The sequence below is a fragment of the Litoreibacter janthinus genome, assembly GCF_900111945.1.
Lineage (GTDB): Bacteria > Pseudomonadota > Alphaproteobacteria > Rhodobacterales > Rhodobacteraceae > Litoreibacter > Litoreibacter janthinus.
The window spans coordinates 2,137,148-2,155,459 of record NZ_FOYO01000001.1; the positions used below are offsets into that span (position 1 = coordinate 2,137,148).

Annotated in this window: 16 protein-coding genes; 3 read left to right on the plus strand and 13 right to left on the minus strand. The window is 59.4% G+C overall.

Features of this window, described 5'->3' with window-relative positions:
* From BM352_RS10720 to BM352_RS10775, 12 genes are all read right to left on the minus strand, one after another.
* Complete coding sequence (locus BM352_RS10720; protein ID WP_090216594.1) at window positions 1-1,053, minus strand: fatty acid desaturase; 1,053 nt, start codon at window positions 1,051-1,053, stop codon at window positions 1-3.
* A gap of 86 nt (window positions 1,054-1,139) precedes the next feature.
* Window positions 1,140-1,712, minus strand: coding sequence for a CvpA family protein (locus BM352_RS10725; protein WP_090216597.1), 573 nt, complete (start codon window positions 1,710-1,712; stop codon window positions 1,140-1,142).
* A gap of 12 nt (window positions 1,713-1,724) precedes the next feature.
* Window positions 1,725-3,098, minus strand: a complete 1,374-nt coding sequence (gene radA, locus BM352_RS10730; protein WP_090216599.1) for a DNA repair protein RadA — start codon at window positions 3,096-3,098, stop codon at window positions 1,725-1,727.
* Between the two features lie 15 nt (window positions 3,099-3,113).
* Window positions 3,114-3,422 (minus strand): hypothetical protein, encoded by a 309-nt coding sequence (locus tag BM352_RS10735; protein ID WP_090216601.1) that lies wholly within the window; start codon window positions 3,420-3,422, stop codon window positions 3,114-3,116.
* A gap of 6 nt (window positions 3,423-3,428) precedes the next feature.
* Window positions 3,429-3,764 (minus strand): hypothetical protein, encoded by a 336-nt coding sequence (locus tag BM352_RS10740; protein ID WP_090216603.1) that lies wholly within the window; start codon window positions 3,762-3,764, stop codon window positions 3,429-3,431.
* The gene (locus BM352_RS10745) at window positions 3,761-4,189 is read right to left on the minus strand and encodes a paraquat-inducible protein A (RefSeq protein WP_090216605.1); all 429 of its coding nucleotides are present in this window, start codon (window positions 4,187-4,189) and stop codon (window positions 3,761-3,763) included. Before BM352_RS10745 ends, BM352_RS10740 begins: the two co-directional genes overlap by 4 nt.
* A gap of 48 nt (window positions 4,190-4,237) precedes the next feature.
* Complete coding sequence (locus BM352_RS10750; protein ID WP_090216607.1) at window positions 4,238-5,017, minus strand: DNA repair protein; 780 nt, start codon at window positions 5,015-5,017, stop codon at window positions 4,238-4,240.
* A gap of 166 nt (window positions 5,018-5,183) precedes the next feature.
* Entirely contained in the window at window positions 5,184-5,930 is a 747-nt protein-coding gene (locus BM352_RS10755) for an ABC transporter ATP-binding protein (RefSeq protein ID WP_090216609.1), read from the minus strand.
* Window positions 5,927-6,703, minus strand: a complete 777-nt coding sequence (locus tag BM352_RS10760; protein WP_090220154.1) for an MlaE family ABC transporter permease — start codon at window positions 6,701-6,703, stop codon at window positions 5,927-5,929. Before BM352_RS10760 ends, BM352_RS10755 begins: the two co-directional genes overlap by 4 nt.
* Window positions 6,704-6,708: 5 nt before the next feature.
* Window positions 6,709-7,728, minus strand: coding sequence for an alanine racemase (gene alr / locus BM352_RS10765; RefSeq protein ID WP_090220149.1), 1,020 nt, complete (start codon window positions 7,726-7,728; stop codon window positions 6,709-6,711).
* Between the two features lie 57 nt (window positions 7,729-7,785).
* Window positions 7,786-11,448, minus strand: coding sequence for an efflux RND transporter permease subunit (locus tag BM352_RS10770; RefSeq protein WP_090216611.1), 3,663 nt, complete (start codon window positions 11,446-11,448; stop codon window positions 7,786-7,788).
* Window positions 11,445-12,683 (minus strand): efflux RND transporter periplasmic adaptor subunit, encoded by a 1,239-nt coding sequence (locus BM352_RS10775; RefSeq protein WP_090216613.1) that lies wholly within the window; start codon window positions 12,681-12,683, stop codon window positions 11,445-11,447. Before BM352_RS10775 ends, BM352_RS10770 begins: the two co-directional genes overlap by 4 nt.
* 260 nt (window positions 12,684-12,943) lie before the next feature.
* Between BM352_RS10775 and BM352_RS10780 the strand changes: the two genes are divergently transcribed.
* The 3 genes from BM352_RS10780 (at window position 12,944) to der (ending at window position 16,547) form a co-directional block, all read left to right on the plus strand.
* Window positions 12,944-13,594, plus strand: coding sequence for a hypothetical protein (locus tag BM352_RS10780; RefSeq protein ID WP_090216615.1), 651 nt, complete (start codon window positions 12,944-12,946; stop codon window positions 13,592-13,594).
* 85 nt (window positions 13,595-13,679) lie between these two features.
* Window positions 13,680-15,023, plus strand: coding sequence for a PQQ-like beta-propeller repeat protein (locus BM352_RS10785; RefSeq protein WP_090216618.1), 1,344 nt, complete (start codon window positions 13,680-13,682; stop codon window positions 15,021-15,023).
* 51 nt (window positions 15,024-15,074) lie between these two features.
* Complete coding sequence (gene der, locus BM352_RS10790) at window positions 15,075-16,547, plus strand: ribosome biogenesis GTPase Der (RefSeq protein ID WP_090216620.1); 1,473 nt, start codon at window positions 15,075-15,077, stop codon at window positions 16,545-16,547.
* 187 nt (window positions 16,548-16,734) lie between these two features.
* On the opposite strand, the gene BM352_RS10795 is transcribed toward der, so the two are convergent.
* Window positions 16,735-18,249, minus strand: a complete 1,515-nt coding sequence (locus BM352_RS10795; RefSeq protein WP_090216622.1) for a replicative DNA helicase — start codon at window positions 18,247-18,249, stop codon at window positions 16,735-16,737.
* Window positions 18,250-18,312 lie beyond the last annotated feature (63 nt).

The following is an 18,312-nucleotide window of genomic DNA, read 5'->3' on the forward strand; positions in this document are numbered from 1 at the left end:
TTACGTTGCAGCCAAACGGGCGCGACGCGCGTCACGGAAGGACAGCAGGCGGCGGTTTTTCTCATCCCACAATTGCAGCCCAACGGTTTTGATGCTTTCGCGGATCGTCAGGCGGTTCGCCTCTGCCAGTTGCTCATGGTCTTTGAGCACTTCGGGCAGACGATAAAACGGGATGCGGGAATAAAGATGGTGCACATGGTGGATGCCGATATTGGCCGAGAACCATGCCAACACTGGAGGCAGGATATAGTGGGAAGAGCCATGGAGGGCCGCTTCGTGGACCTGCCAGTGTTCTTTGTGATCCCAATGCGTTTCTTCGAATTGGTGCTGGACGTAGAACAACCAAACGCCAAGGGCAGCGGCCATCATGGTCGAGGGAACGAAGACAAGCAACAATGGCATGATGCCGCCAAACCAGACGATCAAGCCAAGGGCAATGGCGATGCCAACGTTAGTGCCCATCGCGGACACCCAGTATTTCGCGCCATCGCGCATGTGACCTACGGGTAGGCGCTGCTCGAAGAAGAACACGAAGGCGGGTCCAACCAAAAACAGCGTAATCGGGTGACGATAGGCGCGGTATTTCAAACGTCCGAACCAGCTGCGGGCCTCGTATTCGGCCACGGTCAGAGTGTCGATATCGCCCATCCCACGCGCATCAAGGTTACCTGCGGCCCCGTGATGGATCGCGTGGCTGCGGCGCCAGACATCATACGGCGTAATGGTAAGTACGCCCAAAGCCCGTCCGACCCAGTCGCCCAACGTTGAATTGGAAAAGAATGACCCATGCCCGCAATCGTGCTGAATACAGAAGATGCGAACCAGAAACAGCCCGTTGACCAGCGCAAGTGCCACAGCAAGCCAGTAGCTGACCGACAACATCGCCCAAGCGGCAGCCCAAATCGCGACGAACGGCAACAGCGTCACCGCCAACTCGAACCCAGAGCGCACCGGATCAGGATCGCGGTACTTCGCCAGATGGCGAATCCAAACTTTGGCAGGGGCGCCAGCAGGCAGGGTGAGCGCCTCGGGCGCGTTGGGGTCTTGGAACATACTGCTACGTCCGTCTCTCTGGGGCGGTTCTAAGTAGCGATATAGCAATGAAGCATTAACGCAAGTTTATTAAGCAGTCTTGGCTCTTATGCGTCAGATTGACCAGTTGTTTCGGTGCAGTGGCTGATCAGATCTTCATAGGTTCCCACAATCCAGCCGGGGGCGTCAGTGGGGATCACCTCGTCAACCGAGCCGGACATCTGTGCCACGACTTTGGCCGTGCGCGAATCGTCGACCATCGGAATAGCCTGATCGGCAACCACGCGGTCGTAGATCACAAAGGCCACAACCACCAGCAGAGCCCCGCGCGCGACGCCGAACAGGAAGCCGAGACCTTGGTCCAGACCGCCTAGCACCGAGCGCTGCACAGCGCCCGACAGGATCGGGGTGAAGATCGACACGACGACCAGCGCCACAGCAAAGACCAGCGCGAAAGCGGTGATCGTCGCCGGCTCGCAGCCTTCGATCAGCGTGTTGAGATAGGGAATTTCTTTTGCAAGGGGAACGGCTTGCGGGGCAAAGATATAAGCAACGACCGCAGCCGCGACCCAGCCTACAATCGACAGTGCCTCGCGGACCAGACCGCGCGAATAGGCGAGAATCGCCGAGATGACGATGACCCCAGCGGCGACGCCGTCAATAATCGTGAAACCTTCCATCTCGTCTCTCTCCTAGGGCGCCGGATCGGTGCCAAATAGTTCCTGCACGAAGGTTGCCAGATCAGGCATCGTGCGCAGTGTCATTCCGTCTACCCGTGGCAGCTTTTTCTGCTCCGGGCCGATTGCGGAGGTAAAGCCCAGTTTGGACGCCTCTTTCAACCGGTTTTCCGCCTGTGTGACCTGCCTTAGCGCACCTGAGAGGCTAATTTCACCAAAAACCACGGATTCAGGGGGCAAAGACACGTCCTCGCGGGCCGAAAGTAGCGCCGCAGCAACAGCCAGATCGGCGGCAGGTTCAATCACCCGCATGCCGCCAGCGACGTTCAAATAGACATCCAAGCCTGCAAACGGCACTCCGCAACGTGATTCCAACACCGCCAGAATGGTCGCCAAGCGCTGACTGTCCAGCCCGACAACCGTGCGCCGCGCTTGGGGATTCGGCGACGGAGCTACGAGCGCTTGGATCTCGGTCAGCACGGGGCGGGAGCCCTCGATGCCGGAAAACACCACCGAGCCGGGGGCGGGTTTATCGCGATCACTGAGGAACAGGGCAGAGGGGTTGGTAACTTCCGCCAACCCGCGGCCTGTCATTTCGAACACGCCGATCTCATCGGAGGGACCAAAGCGGTTCTTCACCGCGCGCAGGATGCGGAACTGATGGCCGCGCTCGCCCTCGAAATACAGCACGGTGTCCACCATATGCTCGACCACGCGCGGGCCAGCCAAAGCGCCTTCCTTTGTCACGTGGCCCACAAGGATGATCGCCGTGCCGGTGCGTTTGGCGAAGGTGACCAGCTCGTGACAGGCGGCCCGCACTTGGCTGACAGAGCCGGGCGCGCTGTCCACCTGATCGGACCACATTGTTTGGATTGAATCGATGATCACCAACTTCGGTCGTTCTTTGTCCAAGGTGGTGAGGATGTCGCGCAGGTTGGTCTCGGCTGCCAGTCGCACTGGGCTTTCTGACAGCTTCAGGCGGGCGGCGCGCATGCGGATTTGCTCTGCCGACTCTTCGCCAGATACATAGATCACATGCATCCCGTTGCGCGCGAACCGTGCTGCGGCCTGCAACAGCAAAGTGGACTTGCCGATCCCTGGATCGCCGCCAACCAGAATGGCAGACGCTTCGACCAAGCCGCCCCCCAAAACGCGGTCCAGTTCGGTCACGCCAGAGGCAGTCCGAGCGGGCGGATCGTCCTTGGAATTTAGGTCGGACAGCTCCAACGCCTTGCCTCGCATGGCCCCCAAGGATTTTTTGCCCGGCCCGGTGGACAAGGGGGCTTCCTCAACGATGGAGTTCCATGCGTTGCAAGCGTCACATTGGCCGGACCATTTGAAGTGGACCGCGCCGCATTCGGTGCATTTGTGGGTTGGTTGCTTTGCCATGGCGGGTGTTGTGGCTCAGGCGAATTGGGCAGGCAAGTTGATAATGATGTAAAGTCCAAGGCCAAGATGCACCAAGGGCAACAGTTTGGACCAGCGCGGGTCGGCCCAGATGGCGATAGGGGCCAGAACCACGCAGAGCGCAGCGCCGATGATCAGCAGAGGGAAGCTGCCCAGAGACACAGATGCCATAATCATCAAGGTCGCGATGCTCAGACCCGCCGCATTGGCGCGGATCAGGCCGGAGGTCGTGACCGCGCGGTAGACCTGCCAGATGAAGGCCGCGAAAATCAGTGCAGCAATGACGATGGCGAAAAGGAGGAACATGGCGCGTTATCTTGCAGCTTGGAACAGCGCGGTCATCACGATGCACGCGGCGATCAGGTAGCCCAGCGAAAGCAGCTTCCAATACCCCGGATCTGCGGCCAGTGTGATAAGGCAAAGCGGAAAGAGCAGCAAGGTGGCGACCATTGCCCGGTCAAGATCTTGGTATCCATAGGGCGGGGCAATGACGGCGGCGGTTGCTGCCAAAATGCCAAAGGCAACGGGTTTCAGCCAAGTTGGGCCTGCGTAAACCCGATAGCCTTGCCAAACCAGTTGCGCCAGAACCACTAGGCTAAAGGCCACCGCGGCGGTGATGCCGAGGATGAAATGCAGGATATCAATCACTTGCGCGCACTCATGAAGGATATGGCGAGCGATGCCAGAACGCAGGCGGTGAACAGGTAGAGCCCCCAGCCTGTTTCCACTCGCCCGACACCGACGCCTTTGGCCAGCACGATATAGAGCGCGATCAAGAAGATATCGGCCATTGCCAGCTTACCCATCAACGTGATTGCGGGCAGCAGCCGTGGAGAGGCGAGGCGGAATTGGATCAATGCCAGCCCGATGGTTTTGAGATAGGGCGCAACCAGTGCGAAGAAGGTCACGATCAATGCCAGAACGACGTCCTTGGCCCAAAGCGTCTGAATGCCCGTCAGCACCGATATTTCCGACAGTGAAAAGAATGGCAAAAGCCCCGCCTTCAAAAGCGGGGCGACCCAAGCAATCGGAAACAGCAGCAGAAGCGACAGATTGGCGATCTTCAAGAACATGGCGCCTTTGAACCGCGCTTGGGCGAAAAACTCAAGCGCTCTTTATGCTTAGCCTGCGCTCTTGTCCGAGGATTTTGGTTTGGGCAAAGGGACGACATTCTCCGGCTCTGGCGCGTCGGCCATCTCGTATCCGATCAGTGGCAGGATTTCAGCCAGATCAGCCTCAAGCCGCTGCATCTGAGCCGAGACCACACTGTCTTCGACATTGACCTGCTGCGACCAGCGCTTCAGGTCGGCGCAGGTTTGCTGGGCCATCGCGATCTGCTCGCGGTAATCCTCGATCTCGCGTTGACGTTGGCGCAGGAAGGTGCGGGCGCGTTCGACTTTCTCTTGCGAATAGACGCCAGCCAGATTGCGGGACTCATGGCTCATCTGAGCGGCGACTTCCAGAACCGAGGGTTCCAGCGTGTGAAGCTCTGGATGATCGCGAAGGTGCATGATGCGTTCGCGGACGGAATCGAATTCTGACGACAGCGAGAAGAGCTGTTCTTTGTCCGCTTTGTGGGCGGTCAGATAGGCGCGTGTGACATCTTCCATCGAGATATGGAACTGACGATGCGATTTTTCCAGCTCAAGGATGCGACGGTTCGAAGGAAGGTAGAACAAAAGCGAAATCGCGAGGGCCGCAAGGAATATCTGCGTCACCATGCCCGCATAAGGCACAACTGTTTCGCCATAGTTTGCGGTAAAGCTGAGCCATGGTGCCAAGCCCACGGCTGCGGCAAGCGTGGCACCGACAACGACGCAGGAAAACAAGATAACGGCGACCAAGGCCACGCGTTGAAAAAACTGCTGGAGCTGCAGCCAGGTCTGGTTTGCACCAGTCATCTCAGACACCCCCCAAAGGTACTGGTTAAAAAATCATTACTTCATAGTAGCGAAAAACCGCCGATTTGCTACGGGGAAATTTGTCCAAAATATGGCGTAGTTTCAGATGGGTGCCGCAAAATCTTGAGAGATTGCCTGAATTGTTTCCGCCTTGGAAACGATACCCCTAGCGGACGGCTTCAATCGGCCCTTCGGCGCTGCCCGAGATGAATTGCGCGACATAAGGGTCGCCGGAGTTATCCAGATCGGAGACCGGACCCGTCCACTGAATCACCCCGTCATGCAGCATCGCAACCTTGTCGGCGATGGCGCGGACCGAGGACATATCGTGGGTAATGGTCATGGCGGTCGCCCCCATCTCCACCACGATTTCGCGGATCAGATCATTGATCACGCCAGCCATGATCGGGTCTAGCCCTGTGGTCGGCTCGTCGAAGAAGATGATTTCCGGCTCGGCGGCGATAGCACGGGCGAGGCCCACGCGTTTCTGCATCCCGCCTGACAGCTCGGCAGGGTAGCGATCGGCCACTTCTTCTTTAAGTCCCACGCGGCGCAGCTTCTCGACGGCGATGGCGCGGGCTTCTTCGGCAGGGCGTTTGAGCGAGCCGCGCATCAGGCGGAAGGCCACGTTCTGCCAAACGGGGAGGCTGTCGAACAAGGCGCCTCCTTGGAACAGCATCCCGAACCGGGCGAGGAAGGCGTCGTGGTCGCCTTTGGTCGAATCTTTGCCGTCGACCAGAATGGTGCCGCTATCAGGCGTCACCAGCCCCAACACTGACTTCAGCGCCACGGATTTACCGGTGCCTGAACCGCCAATGATCACCATGCTCTCCCCTTTAGGGATATGCAGGTTCACCCCGCGCAACACGCGGTTGGAGCCAAAAGCTTTATGGACGTTTTCAAACCGGATCATGACGTGAAGAAGATCCCTGTCAGAATGAAGTTGGCGGCAAGGATCAAAACGGCTGCGGCCTCAACCGACCCTTTGGTGGCCTTGCCCACGCCCATAGCGCCGCGACCGGAGTTCATGCCGTAATAGCAGCCCATCAAGGTCGCGATCCCGCCATTGACGGCCCCCTTGGCCAACGAGGACATGACATCCGACGCCTCAAGGAAATCAGCGGTGTTTTGCAGGTAAGTGGCGGAGTTGAAGTCCAGCGTGCCCACCGCGACCGCCCAACCGCCCATAATGCCGATGATGTTGCCGACGGCGACGAGCAGCGGCACCACGATGATCCCTGCCAGCACACGTGGAACGGTCAGATACTTCATTGGATGGGTGGAGAGCGTCACAAGCGCGTCGAGCTGCTCCGTCACTTTCATCGTTGCAATCTCAGCGGCGATGGAAGAGGTCACGCGCGCGGCAATCATTAGGCCGACCATGACGGGGCCAAGCTCGCGCACGATGCCGATGGCGACGATCTGGGGCACTACGGCTTCCGCGTTAAAGCGTGCGCCACCTGCGTAGATTTGCAACGCCAACGCGCCACCAGTGAACAGCGTGGTCAGGCCGATGACGGGCAGGGAGAAGTACCCTACATTCAACAGCGCCGCGCCGAACTCTTTGTAGTAGAAGGGCGGGCGGACCATATGGGCGAAGGTTTGACCGGTGAAGATCGCCAGACGCCCAAGGGCCGCCAGCGCCGACAATGTCAGCGCACCAAGAATGGCCAATGGGGTGAGGATACGGCTCACGAATAGGCCCGCTTGTAGCGATGCCCGAGAGACGTGAGGATTTCGTAGCCGATTGTACCGGCCGCATCGGCCAATTGGTCCACAGTCTGCTGCGGGCCAAGGATCGTCAGATGGTCGGGCATGTCTTCAATATGTGTGACATCAACCGTCAGCAAATCCATCGACACCCGACCGGCCAGCGGGCAGGGAATGTCGCCTGCAAACAGGGTCGCTTTGCCCGACAAGGCGCGGATCAGGCCATCCGCATACCCTGCAGAAACGGTCGCGATGATGCGCGGCGTCTCGGCGATAAACGCGTGGGCATAGCCCACTGGCTCACCCGGTTTAACGCTGCGCGTTTGCACCACCGGCAGATCAAGCCGCGCCACCGGGGACGCCCCCGCAAAGGGCAAGCCGCCATACAGGCCAATGCCGGGGCGCGTTAAATCGAAATGGTACTCCGGTCCCAACAAGGTGCCGCCGGTGGCTGACAAAGAGCGCGGCGCAAGAATGCCTGCGGTCATGTCCAAAAATGCCCGGAGCTGGGCCTTGTTGCCCGCATGATCCGGCTCGTCGGCGCAGGCCAGATGCGACATCACCAATGTGGCGTCGCGGCTCATCTCTGGGGACCAGTCATAGGTTTCAATGCCCAACCGGTTCATGCCCGTATCGATTTGCAGTCCGAACGGATGATTGGGAAGGCGAACTTTGTGACGGGCGACCTGCTCGGGCGAATTCAGCATCGGGATGGCGCCAAGATCGGCCAGCGCCTGGGTGTCGCCCTCCATATGGCCGGAGAAGACGTTGATAACGGGATCAGGTCCAAGCACCGCGCGCAGGGCTGCGACCTCTTCGACCACGGCAACAAAGAACGTGCGCACGCCAGCGCCAGCCAAAGCCTTCGCCACGCGGCCTGCACCAAGCCCGTACCCGTCGGCTTTGACCACGGCGCCCGTTTCGGTCGCAGTTTGGCGATCCAAGGCGCGCCAGTTTTCAACCAACGCGTTCAGGTCAATCTGTAGAGTTCCGGTTCCCATAAGTTCTGGGTGAGACATGGCGGCGGAGAGGTCAAGGGCTTTTGAAGCCCCTGAGCTCTATTCCGCCGCGCGCAGCCGTGGCGGTTTTGGCCCCTTGTCGGGGTCGTCGCCTTTGGCTTCTGCCTGCTCCGCCTCTGGTACGGTTGCGTCTGCCTCGGTTGCCGATTTTGCCAGCTTGGCTTTGGCGGCTTTTACGGTTTGGCGGGTGTCTGTGAAAACATCGACAGCCTCGGGCTCGGTTGGGTCTGACCAAAGTATCAACGGATCACGTACTTTGCGTGCGTTGCGGTTCAGCGCCAGATCACGCGCGGTTTGCGAGCCCCGCCCGCCAAGTGCGCGCAACTGCCGGACCGACGCATAGGCCCCGATAGAAATCCACACCCGCAGCGCCAGCATGGCAGGGGTCAACACCAGCGTCAGCACCGTTGCCACGCCAAGGCCGAACACAACCGCAGTTGCGAGCTGCTTCCACCACAGGGCGGTGGGACTGTCGACGGAGTAGCCGCCGCCGATGAAATCAAGCGACAGCCCGAACATCATAGGTGCCAAGCCTGCCATAGTTGTGATCGTTGTCAGCAGAACAGGGCGGATGCGGGCCTCGGCGGTGCGGGTGATCGCCTCCAGCCGCGGCATGTAGCGCGAGTATTCCTGATAGGTGTCGATCAGCACGATGTTGTTGTTCACCACGATCCCCGCAAGGGCGACCACCCCCGTGCCGGTCATGATGATGGAAAACGCCTGATCCATGACCAGCATCCCGATCAGCACGCCGGTGGTCGACAGCACCACGGCCAGCAGCACCAGCACCGAGTTGTAGAACGAGTTGAACTGCGCCAGCAGGATGATGAACATCAACCCAAGCGCCGCAAGAAACGCATTGCCAAGGAAGGCTTGGCTTTCGGCCTCCTCCTCGGTGTCGCCAGCCCATTCAAAGGTGACGGAGGCGGGGAGGGGCTTCTCTGTCTCAAGCCAGTCGGTGATGAATGCGATCCGTTCGTTGGCGTTGATGATCTCGCCATCTGCATTTTCCAGCCCGGGCGTCACATCGGCCTTCACGTCGAAGAAGCGTTGCTGATCGATGCGGTCGATCTGACTTAATTTAGCCACCGGCTTGCGGGTGATAAAGTTTGACAGCGGGATCAACCCATCCGGCGTGCGCACCTTGAGATTGTCCAACGTGGACAGCACGCGGCTTTCCTCTGGCAGACGAACGCGGATTTCGATTTCCTCGTCCGAGCTGTCAACGCGCATGGTATCGAGCAACAACCCGCGTGTGACCAGCTGCACCATGGCACCGACCGTTGCGACATCGGCCTTGTAACGGCCCGCGGCCTCCACATCGACGTCGATCTGCCAGTCGATGCCGGGCAGGGGCAGCGTGTCCTCGATTGTGATGAGGCCCTCGATGGTCTCGAACTTGGCGCGGGCGATACGCGTCGCCTCTTTCAGGTCTTCCCAATTGTCGCCCTTGAGGCGCAGGTTCACCGGCTTGCCGCCTGCGGGGCCACGGTCTTGGCTCAGGATTTCTGTATAGATACCTGGGATCGTATCCATCTTGGCTTGCATCTCTTCAAGGATAACCTTGTCATCACGGCGGTTGCCCCATTCCGCCAGCTCCACCTGAATTTGGCCGACCGTATCCAGCGGGCCGGTTGCACCACCTGTGTTGGTATCCAAGCCGCCTTGGCCCGCGAAGGCAAAAATCGAGTCGATGCCGTCAACCGTGGCGATCTGTTCCTCGACCTGCCGCACTAGCTCGTCTTTTTCCTGAAGGCTCAGGTTGCCGCGTGCACGCACGTAGATGATCGCTTGTTCAGTTTCGGATTCGACGAAGAACTCGACCCCGTTATTGTTGGCCGAAAATGTCATGAAGGTCACGGCCACAAAGAAGCCGACAGCGCCGATTGCCACGAGCGGCATAATCGGGTTACCCGCGATAAACTTGATGAAGTGACCAAACGGCGTCCGGCGGTAGCCTGCGTTGATGCGCCGTTCGCGACGGGGGCGGGACACCGCGCCCATCGCGGCGGAGGCGAACATGGCCATAAACGTGAACAACACGCCCCCGAAGACCATGACAAGGGCGCCGCCTTGGCCGCGCGGGATGGGCAGCAGGTAGCTGGGGTTCAGCACCTGCATTGCGGCAACGAACAAGCCCAGCATCGCAACAGCCGCCAGCACCAACCGGATGATAATGTTAAAGCCGCGTAAGAAGTTGGACGCGCGGTTGATCAGGCGCGATATACGCCCCGACACGCCCCCCATGACGGGCAGGTAGATCAGAGCCACGATCAATGAAGCGGACAGCACGAAGATCAACGTGACCGGGAGCATTCCCATGAATTCGCCAGGCACACCTGGCCAGAACAGCATCGGCAGGAAGGCACACAGGGTTGTCGCGGTGGAAGACACGATGGGCCAGAACATCCGCTTGGCCGCGGTGGTGAAGGCATCCATCGGGCCCTTGCCCGAGTCGATTTCCTTATCAGCATATTCCACCACAACGATGGCGCCATCGACGAGCATCCCCACAGCCAGAATGAGCCCGAACATCACGATATTGGAGATCGAAATACCCATGACCCCCAGAAGAATGAAACAGAGTAGGAAGGACGTCGGAATGGCGAAGCCCACCAGCAGGGCGGAGCGCGTGCCAAGGGACGCCAGCACGACGATCATCACCAAGGCAATGGCGGTCAAAACCGACCCTTCGAGCTGCTGGACCATGTTGCCAACGGTCTTGGACTGGTCAAGCGTCACGTCAACACGGATCGCTTCTCGCAGTTCCTGCGGCCAGTCTTCCTGCGCATCGGCGACGGTGTCACGCACCAGCTGCGCAGTGTCGATGATGTTGAAACCTTTGCGCTTCACCACTTGTAACGCCACAGTGTCGTTGCCGTTGAACCGGGCGGTGCCGGTGCGGTCTTCGAAGGTCAGGCGAATGTCGGCCAGCTCGCCAAGGGTGACCACGCGGTCGCCATTCACCTTGATTGGCAACTCGTAGACGTCCAGCGGTTCGTCGAACGACGCGGGGATTTTTACCGAGAACGCGCCTTGAGCGGTTTCGACTTCGCCAGCTGCGATCAGCAGGTTGTTGTTGTTGACGACATTGATCAGCTCCCCAGCGGAGACGTTATACGCCTCCAGCGCCAGCGGATCGATGATGACCTCCAGCATTTCGTCACGGTGGCCCGCAAGGCCCGCCTCCAAGATCGGGGGCATTGCCTCAATCGTGTCCTGCAAGTCCTTGGCGACGCGCAGCAGTGTGCGCTCTGGCAGGTCGCCGGACAGCGACACGATGATGATCGGAAACTCGGAGAAGTTGATCTCGACAAGGTTGTATTGCTCAGCGCCTTCAGGGAATTCGGCCTGAGCCTGTCCCATTTTGTCGCGCACATCGGCGAGGATCTTGGTTTTGTCCCAGCCGAATTCGAACTCCATGGCCACGCCCGCATAGTTCTCGGCGGCGGTGCCGGACAGGGTTTTTAGCCCGTCGAGGTCCTGAAGCTTGGCTTCCATGACCTTCACAAGCAGCTTCTCGCTGTCCTCGGCAGAAATACCGGGGAAGGGGACGGAGACGAACAGGGCCGGAATCTCGATATCCGGCTCACCCTCTTTCGGAAGCCCCTTATAGGCGAATGCCCCGATCACCACTGACATGATGATGAAGGCGATGATCATGCGTGCGCGTTCGCCTGCCCAATCGACCAGACTAGTCATGATTTCGGCTCCGAGTAGGTCGTTTTGATAGTGACCCCGTCAGTGACGTATTCCTGCCCGACGATGATAACGGCAGTTTCCTCTGGCAGACCCGCGACCCACATGCCTTGCGCCGTGTCGCGCAAAATTGAGACTTTAGCAAAGCTGGCCTTGTTGTCTTCCGTCGCTAGTTGCACGCCAAGTGCACCCTCATCATTCAGGGTGAGGGCAGAGGCAGGCAACAGATGGGCTTTCTGTCCCTCTGCACCGATGATGATTTCGGCGGTCTGGCCATCGCGCAGGGCAAGGTCATTATTGTCGACAGTGATCTCGACACGGAACGTGCGGGTTTCGGGGTCGGAGGAGCGCGACATGAAGGTCACGCGGCCCTCAACGGTTTGGCCCGCCGTTGTACGCCCCCCCGCGCGCGCACCGACCTCAACTTTGGCGACATTGGTCTCTGGAACGAAGGCCACGAGTTTGATCGGGTTCAGCTGAATGATCGTGGCACAGAGCCCGCCGGGCTGCATCAGGGCGCCAAGTTCTGCGGTGTCGGTTTCCAGCAGCCCTGCGAAGGGTGCATTAATCTGAAGTCGGCTAATTTCGTTTCTGGCCGACGCGATTGCCGCCTCTGCCCCCAGAATGCCAGCGCGGGCGCTTTCGACACCGGCACGGGCTGTTTCAACGGCGGCAAGCGCGGATTGCACCGACGCTTGTGTTCCAGCCACCCGCACATCCGTGGCAAAGCCGTCGGCAGATAGCTGTTTTGCGGCGTTGTCGTTGATCCGAGCTTCTTTCAGGCGCGCTTCGGCCTCTAGCACACGCCCTTCGGCCTCGGGAAGGCGGGATTTTGCTTCAGGCAGGCGCGCCTCCGCTTCGGCCAAGGCCGACTGACGCGTTCCCGGCGCGATCTCGCACAGCAACTGCCCGGCTTCGACATAGGAGCCTTTGCGAAGCGGCTCCGAGCTGACAAGGCCAGATGTTTCGGCGCGCACATCGACTTGGCGGGCTGCTTCGGTGCGACCCCGCAGCAAGACGGCGTTATCGATGGCCTGAGCGGCAGACCGCATGGCAACGACAGACACGACGCGCTCCGCCTCGTCACTCTCGGATGAAGCAGGCTGTTCGGCAACGATCTCTTCAACCGGCGCGTCTGCGTCGCCTGATGCAAAGGACAAAAGACGATCGCGTTCGAATACGATGAGATAAAGAACGAGGGTCACCACAATTGCAGTGACGATCGAGAAAAAGCGCATTTCTATAATCCTCAAGCCGTTTTCGGCCTATGTCCAACGGGCTGTCGATAGCAATACGCTAAACCGACCGGTTCAGATTACATTTTTGTGCCAAGGGCCGCAAGGGCAGGATAATCGCAGTTTTGCGCATCAGTTGTGCGCTCAGAGGGGCAATGTCGCAAATTTGAATGCGGCCCCTCAAATCTTCAATGCGCCTTTGCCCTTGGCAAGGTTTAACCCTTCGGGGTATGCCTCGCGCAACAGATAAGCGGAGAACACCTGTGAGCCAAACTGACAGCTTCATCGAAGAGGTAACCGAAGAAGTCCGTCGTGACCGCCTGTTCGCGATGATCAAGAAATGGGGCTGGGTCGCCGTGGCGGCTGTACTGCTGATCGTTGGCAGTGCCGCCTATAACGAATATCGCAAAGCCACGATCAAGTCTGAAGCGGAAGCATTTGGCGACGCCTTATTGGCAGGCATCGATGCCGATGATGCAGGCGCAACTTTGGCAACAGTGCCGACAGCAAATCCCCAGCAAGCCGCAATCGCGGGCCACTTGGCGGCCGCTGACGCGCTATCTGGCGACAAATCGGACGCCGGTTTGGCTGGGTTGGACAAGGTCATCGCAACCGACGGGGCCCCCGAAGTTTATGTCGCGCTTGCCAAGTTTAAGCGCGCTTTGGCTTTGCCGCCGGAAACCCCTGTCGAAGAACGCCGGGCGGCGTTTGAGGCATTGGCAACACCCGGCGCTCCGTTTCAGCCTTTGGCGGAAGAACAGCTCGCCTTAATCGCCGCTGAAACGGGCAATACGGACGAGGCGATTACCATCCTCCGCGGGCTGCTGGAATCGGCAAAGATCACAGCAGGCTTGCAACGTCGCGCCTCAGAGTTGATTGTGGCTTTGGGCGGCGACCTTGCTGAGACGCAGTAGAAGACGGACGCAGCGCGAGACGGACCACATGACCACGCGAGGTAACAGCGTGGCAGAGCAGGACGAGAGAGGGTCAACAGGGGCTATGGGCTTGAGATTTTCCAAGACTAAACTGTCGGGTGTCGCACTATGCGCGCTGCTGGCATTGGGCGCATGCAGCGAAGAAGAGCTGGTTCTGGACGGCGAGCGCTACGAAATCCGCGCACCGCTGCCTGGAAGCGAAGGCGCAACCGGAGTTGCAGGCGGCAGCGTGAACCTGACGCGAGAGTTCCGTGCACCCGCGACAGTCAACCACGCCTCATGGACACATCGCGGCGGGAGCACCACGCACATTGTCGCCCATCCCGCGCTGAACACAAACCTGACCCCGATCTGGACCGCCAATATCGGCAAGGGCAACAGCCGCAAATCGCGTATCACCTCTGATCCGGTTGTCGCGGGCGGCCGCATTTTCACATTGGACAGCGCGTCCAACGTGGTCGCGACAGGTTCAGATGGCGCGTCGCTGTGGAGCCGCGCGCTGGTTCCGGCCACCGACAAAGATGGCGACGCCACCGGGGGCGGGTTGGCCTTCGCGGATGGCACTGTTTTCGTTACCACGGGCTTTGGTGAATTGTTCGCGCTGGAGGCAACCTCCGGCGCGGTGAAATGGCGCCAGAAGCTTGATGCGCCGCTCACCTCTGCCCCAACGATTGATGGCGGGCTGGTCTATGTTGTGAGCCGAGACAGCCAGGCTTGGGCGCTGGACACTGCGCAAGGCCGGATCAAATGGCAACTGCCGGGCACACCGTCGACTGCTGTGATCAATGGCGGCGCAGGCCCCGCGATCGCGCCGCGCGTCGTGGTTTTCCCTTTCGGGTCGGGTGAATTAGTCGGCGCACTGAAGAAATCAGGCATCCGTGTCTGGGGGTCTTCGGTCGCTGGGCAACGCAAAGGCGTGTCCTACGCCAGCATTTCTGATGTGACAGGCGACCCGGTGATCGTGGACGGTGTGATCTATGCCGCGAACCAAGCCGGGCGATTGGTCGCGATGAAAGCCTCCTCTGGCGAGCGGATCTGGACCGCGCGCGAAGGGTCCTATTCGCCAGTCTGGCCGTCAGGTGACAGTGTCTTCCTTGTGTCTGATCGCAACGAGTTGCTGCGTTTGGACCGTGAAACCGGAGAGCGCATCTGGGGCGTCGAGCTGCCCTATTACACAGCGCGTAAACTGCGCAAACGTGACGAGATTTACGCGCATTTCGGGCCAATCTTGGCAGGCGGCCGTCTTGTTGTCGCCTCAAGCGACGGACAGATCCGCAGCTACGATCCCGCATCCGGCGCGCTTGTCGGTACGACTGCGCTGAAGGGCGGGGCAGCGTCTGCACCAGTGATCGTCAACAGCACACTTTATGTCATGACGGGCAAGGGACAACTCGCCGCTTTCCGTTGAGCGCGTTTGCCTGTATGACCCGCGTCTGACCGTCCTTCGGAGCCAAAAGTCATGTCCTTCACCCTCGCCATTGTGGGCCGTCCCAATGTGGGTAAATCCACGCTGTTCAACCGTTTGGTGGGCAAGCGTCTGGCGCTTGTTGATGACCAGCCGGGCGTGACCCGAGACCTGCGCGAAGGGGCTGCGCGTTTGGGGGATCTGAAATTCACTATCATCGACACAGCGGGTCTGGAAATGGCCACCGACGAGTCGCTGCAAGGCCGGATGCGAATGCTGACGGAACGTGCTGTGGAGATGGCCGACGCCTGCCTGTTTCTGATCGATGCCCGTGCAGGTGTTTTGCCAGCGGACGAGATTTTCGCTGACATCCTGCGCAAGAAGAACGCCCAAGTGATCCTTGCCGCCAACAAGGCGGAAGGCAAGGCGGGTGAAGCTGGACTAATGGAGGCCTATTCCTTGGGGCTGGGCGAGCCTTTGGGACTGTCTGCAGAGCACGGCGAAGGCATGGCCGACCTGGCCTATGTGCTGCGGCCGATGATCGATCTGGCCGAGACCGAGCACGAGGATTACACCCCCGAGGTCGACGTTGATCTGACGGACACAGACGAAGAACATGACGAGGATGAAGAGGTTGAATATATCCCTCCAACCCCTTCGAAACCTTTGCAAATTGCTGTTGTCGGGCGACCAAATGCGGGCAAGTCGACACTGATCAACAAGATCATCGGCGAAGAGCGGTTGCTGACTGGCCCGGAGGCCGGGATCACCCGTGACGCGATTTCTGTGATGACCGAATGGTCGGGCACCCCGATGCGGATTTTCGACACGGCGGGGATGCGCAAGAAGGCCAAGATTCAGGACAAGCTGGAAAAGCTATCGGTGTCAGACGGGCTGCGAGCGGTCAAATTCGCCGAGGTCGTTGTGGTGCTTCTGGACGTGGATATCCCGTTCGAGCAGCAGGATTTGCGCATCGCCGATCTGGCCGAGCGCGAGGGGCGCGCGGTGGTCTTGGCGGTCAACAAATGGGACTTGGAAGGCGACAAGCAGGACAAGCTCAAGCAATTGAAAGAGCAGTTCGGGCGGCTTTTGCCGCAGCTTCGCGGCGCGCCACTGATCACAGTGTCCGCATTGACGGGCAGGGGGTTGGAACGCTTGCATGACGCCATTCTGGAGGCGCACCAAGTCTGGAATCGCCGTGTTAGCACCTCCGCGCTCAACCGTTGGTTGGTCGGAATGCTGGAACAGCACCCGCCGCCCGCGCCGCAAGGAAAGCGCATTAAGCTGCGCTACATGACGCAAGTGAAAGCCCGTCCACCGGGATTCGTTGTGATGGCGTCACACCCTGATCTGCTGCCAGCAAGCTATTCGCGCTACCTTGTGAACGGCCTGCGTGAAGATTTTGACATGCCCGGCACACCAATCCGCCTATTTATGCGATCTCAGAACGAGGCGAACCCGTTCAAAGGCCGCAAAAAAGCGCCGCCCTCGAAGCTGCGTAAACACCTCGACGGCCGCAAAAAGTAAGGCTGCAAAAGCAGAACCGCCGCTGGGTTTGCGGCGGTTCGTGGAAGCTTCACACCTGCTTTATGTTAAGAGGGTTTTCCTGGAATTAGAGCAGGACGGACCAGCTTCTAAGCATGTTCATAGCATATTTTTTGCTGAGTCGCACCTACAGCTTTGCGTACTTGCCAAATGCGGTGAAGTGCGGGTTTTAGAACTCGCCGCCACCGTCGCCACCGCCATCCTGCCAAGGCTTGATCAGGTTGCCAAAGCGGGTGAAACGACCCTCGAAACTCAGCTCCACCGACCCGATGGGGCCGTGACGCTGCTTGCCTATGATAACTTCCGCTTTGCCGTGGCAATGGGACATCTCGTTTTGCCAGTTCGCCATCTTCTCTAGCTCGTGATCCGCAGGCTTCTCGCGCTCTTTGTAGTATTCCTCGCGATACACAAACATCACGACATCCGCATCCTGCTCGATCGATCCGGATTCCCGAAGGTCGGACAGCTGCGGGCGCTTGTCCTCACGGCTTTCCACGTTCCGTGATAGCTGGGACAGGGCGATCACCGGAATGTCGAGCTCTTTGGCGATGGCTTTCAAGCCTTGGGTGATTTCGGACACCTCGTTCACACGGCTGTCTTTGGCGGTCGCGGGGCGGACTAGCTGCAAGTAGTCGATGATCAGCACGTCCAAGCCATGGGTCCGCTTCAGGCGGCGCGCGCGGGCGGCCAGTTGCGAGATCGGAAGGGCGGGCGTGTCGTCAATGAACAGCGGGCAGGATTCGAGCGCCTTGGCGGCTTCGACGAAGCGGCGGAATTCGGTTTCGTTCATGTCACCGCGACGGATCTGCTCGGAGGGCACTTCGGCAGCTTCGGACAAGACACGAGCGGCAAGCTGTTCGGCGCTCATCTCGAGCGAGAAGAATCCCACAGAGCCGCCCTCGATAGCCCCTTCGGAGCCGTCATGGGTGATGCCTTTCTTGTAGGCCTTTGCCACATTGAACGCGATGTTGGTGGCGAGTGAGGTTTTCCCCATTGAAGGACGACCTGCAAGGATCAAAAGGTCCGAACGGTGCAACCCGCCGAGCTTCTTGTCCATGTCGATCAGGCCGGTGGAGACACCTGCAAGGCCGCCTTCACGCTGGTAGGCGGCGTTGGCGACTTCGACCGCGTCTGTCACGGCTTTCAGGAAGCTTTGGAAGCCACTTTCGGTCTGGCCGGCTTCTGCCAGCGCATAGAGGCGCTGCTCTGCGTCAACGATCTGGCTGCGGGGGTCGCTTTCGGTTTCGACCTTGCCTGCTTTCAGTGCAATTTCCTGCCCCAACTCGATCAACTCGCGGCGGATTGCCAGATCGTAGATCATTTGTGCGTAGTCACGGGCGGCAAAGGCGGAAATCGACGCGCCCTGCAGGCGGACAAGATAGGCGGGACCACCCAGCTCTTGGAGACCTTCGTCGTCTTCGAAATAGGGTTTCAGAGTGACGGGGGAAACGAGCAGGTTTTTGTGGATACGAGCAGCCGCAGTTTCATAGATCCGACGATGGACCGGGTCGAAGAAATGCTCGGACGTGATCACGGAAGCAACACGGTCGAACACATCGTTATTGGTCAGAATTGCGCCGAGAAGCTGTTGCTCTGCTTCGATGTTATGCGGCAATGCCCCGCCTGCATCCACATGCACAGATGCCCCTGGCCCCGAATGTGGCGCCGTACTCAAATCATTCATTACAGTCCCCTTGTCCCTGAATAGACCAATGACGGATCACGACACACGGATCAATCTGGATAT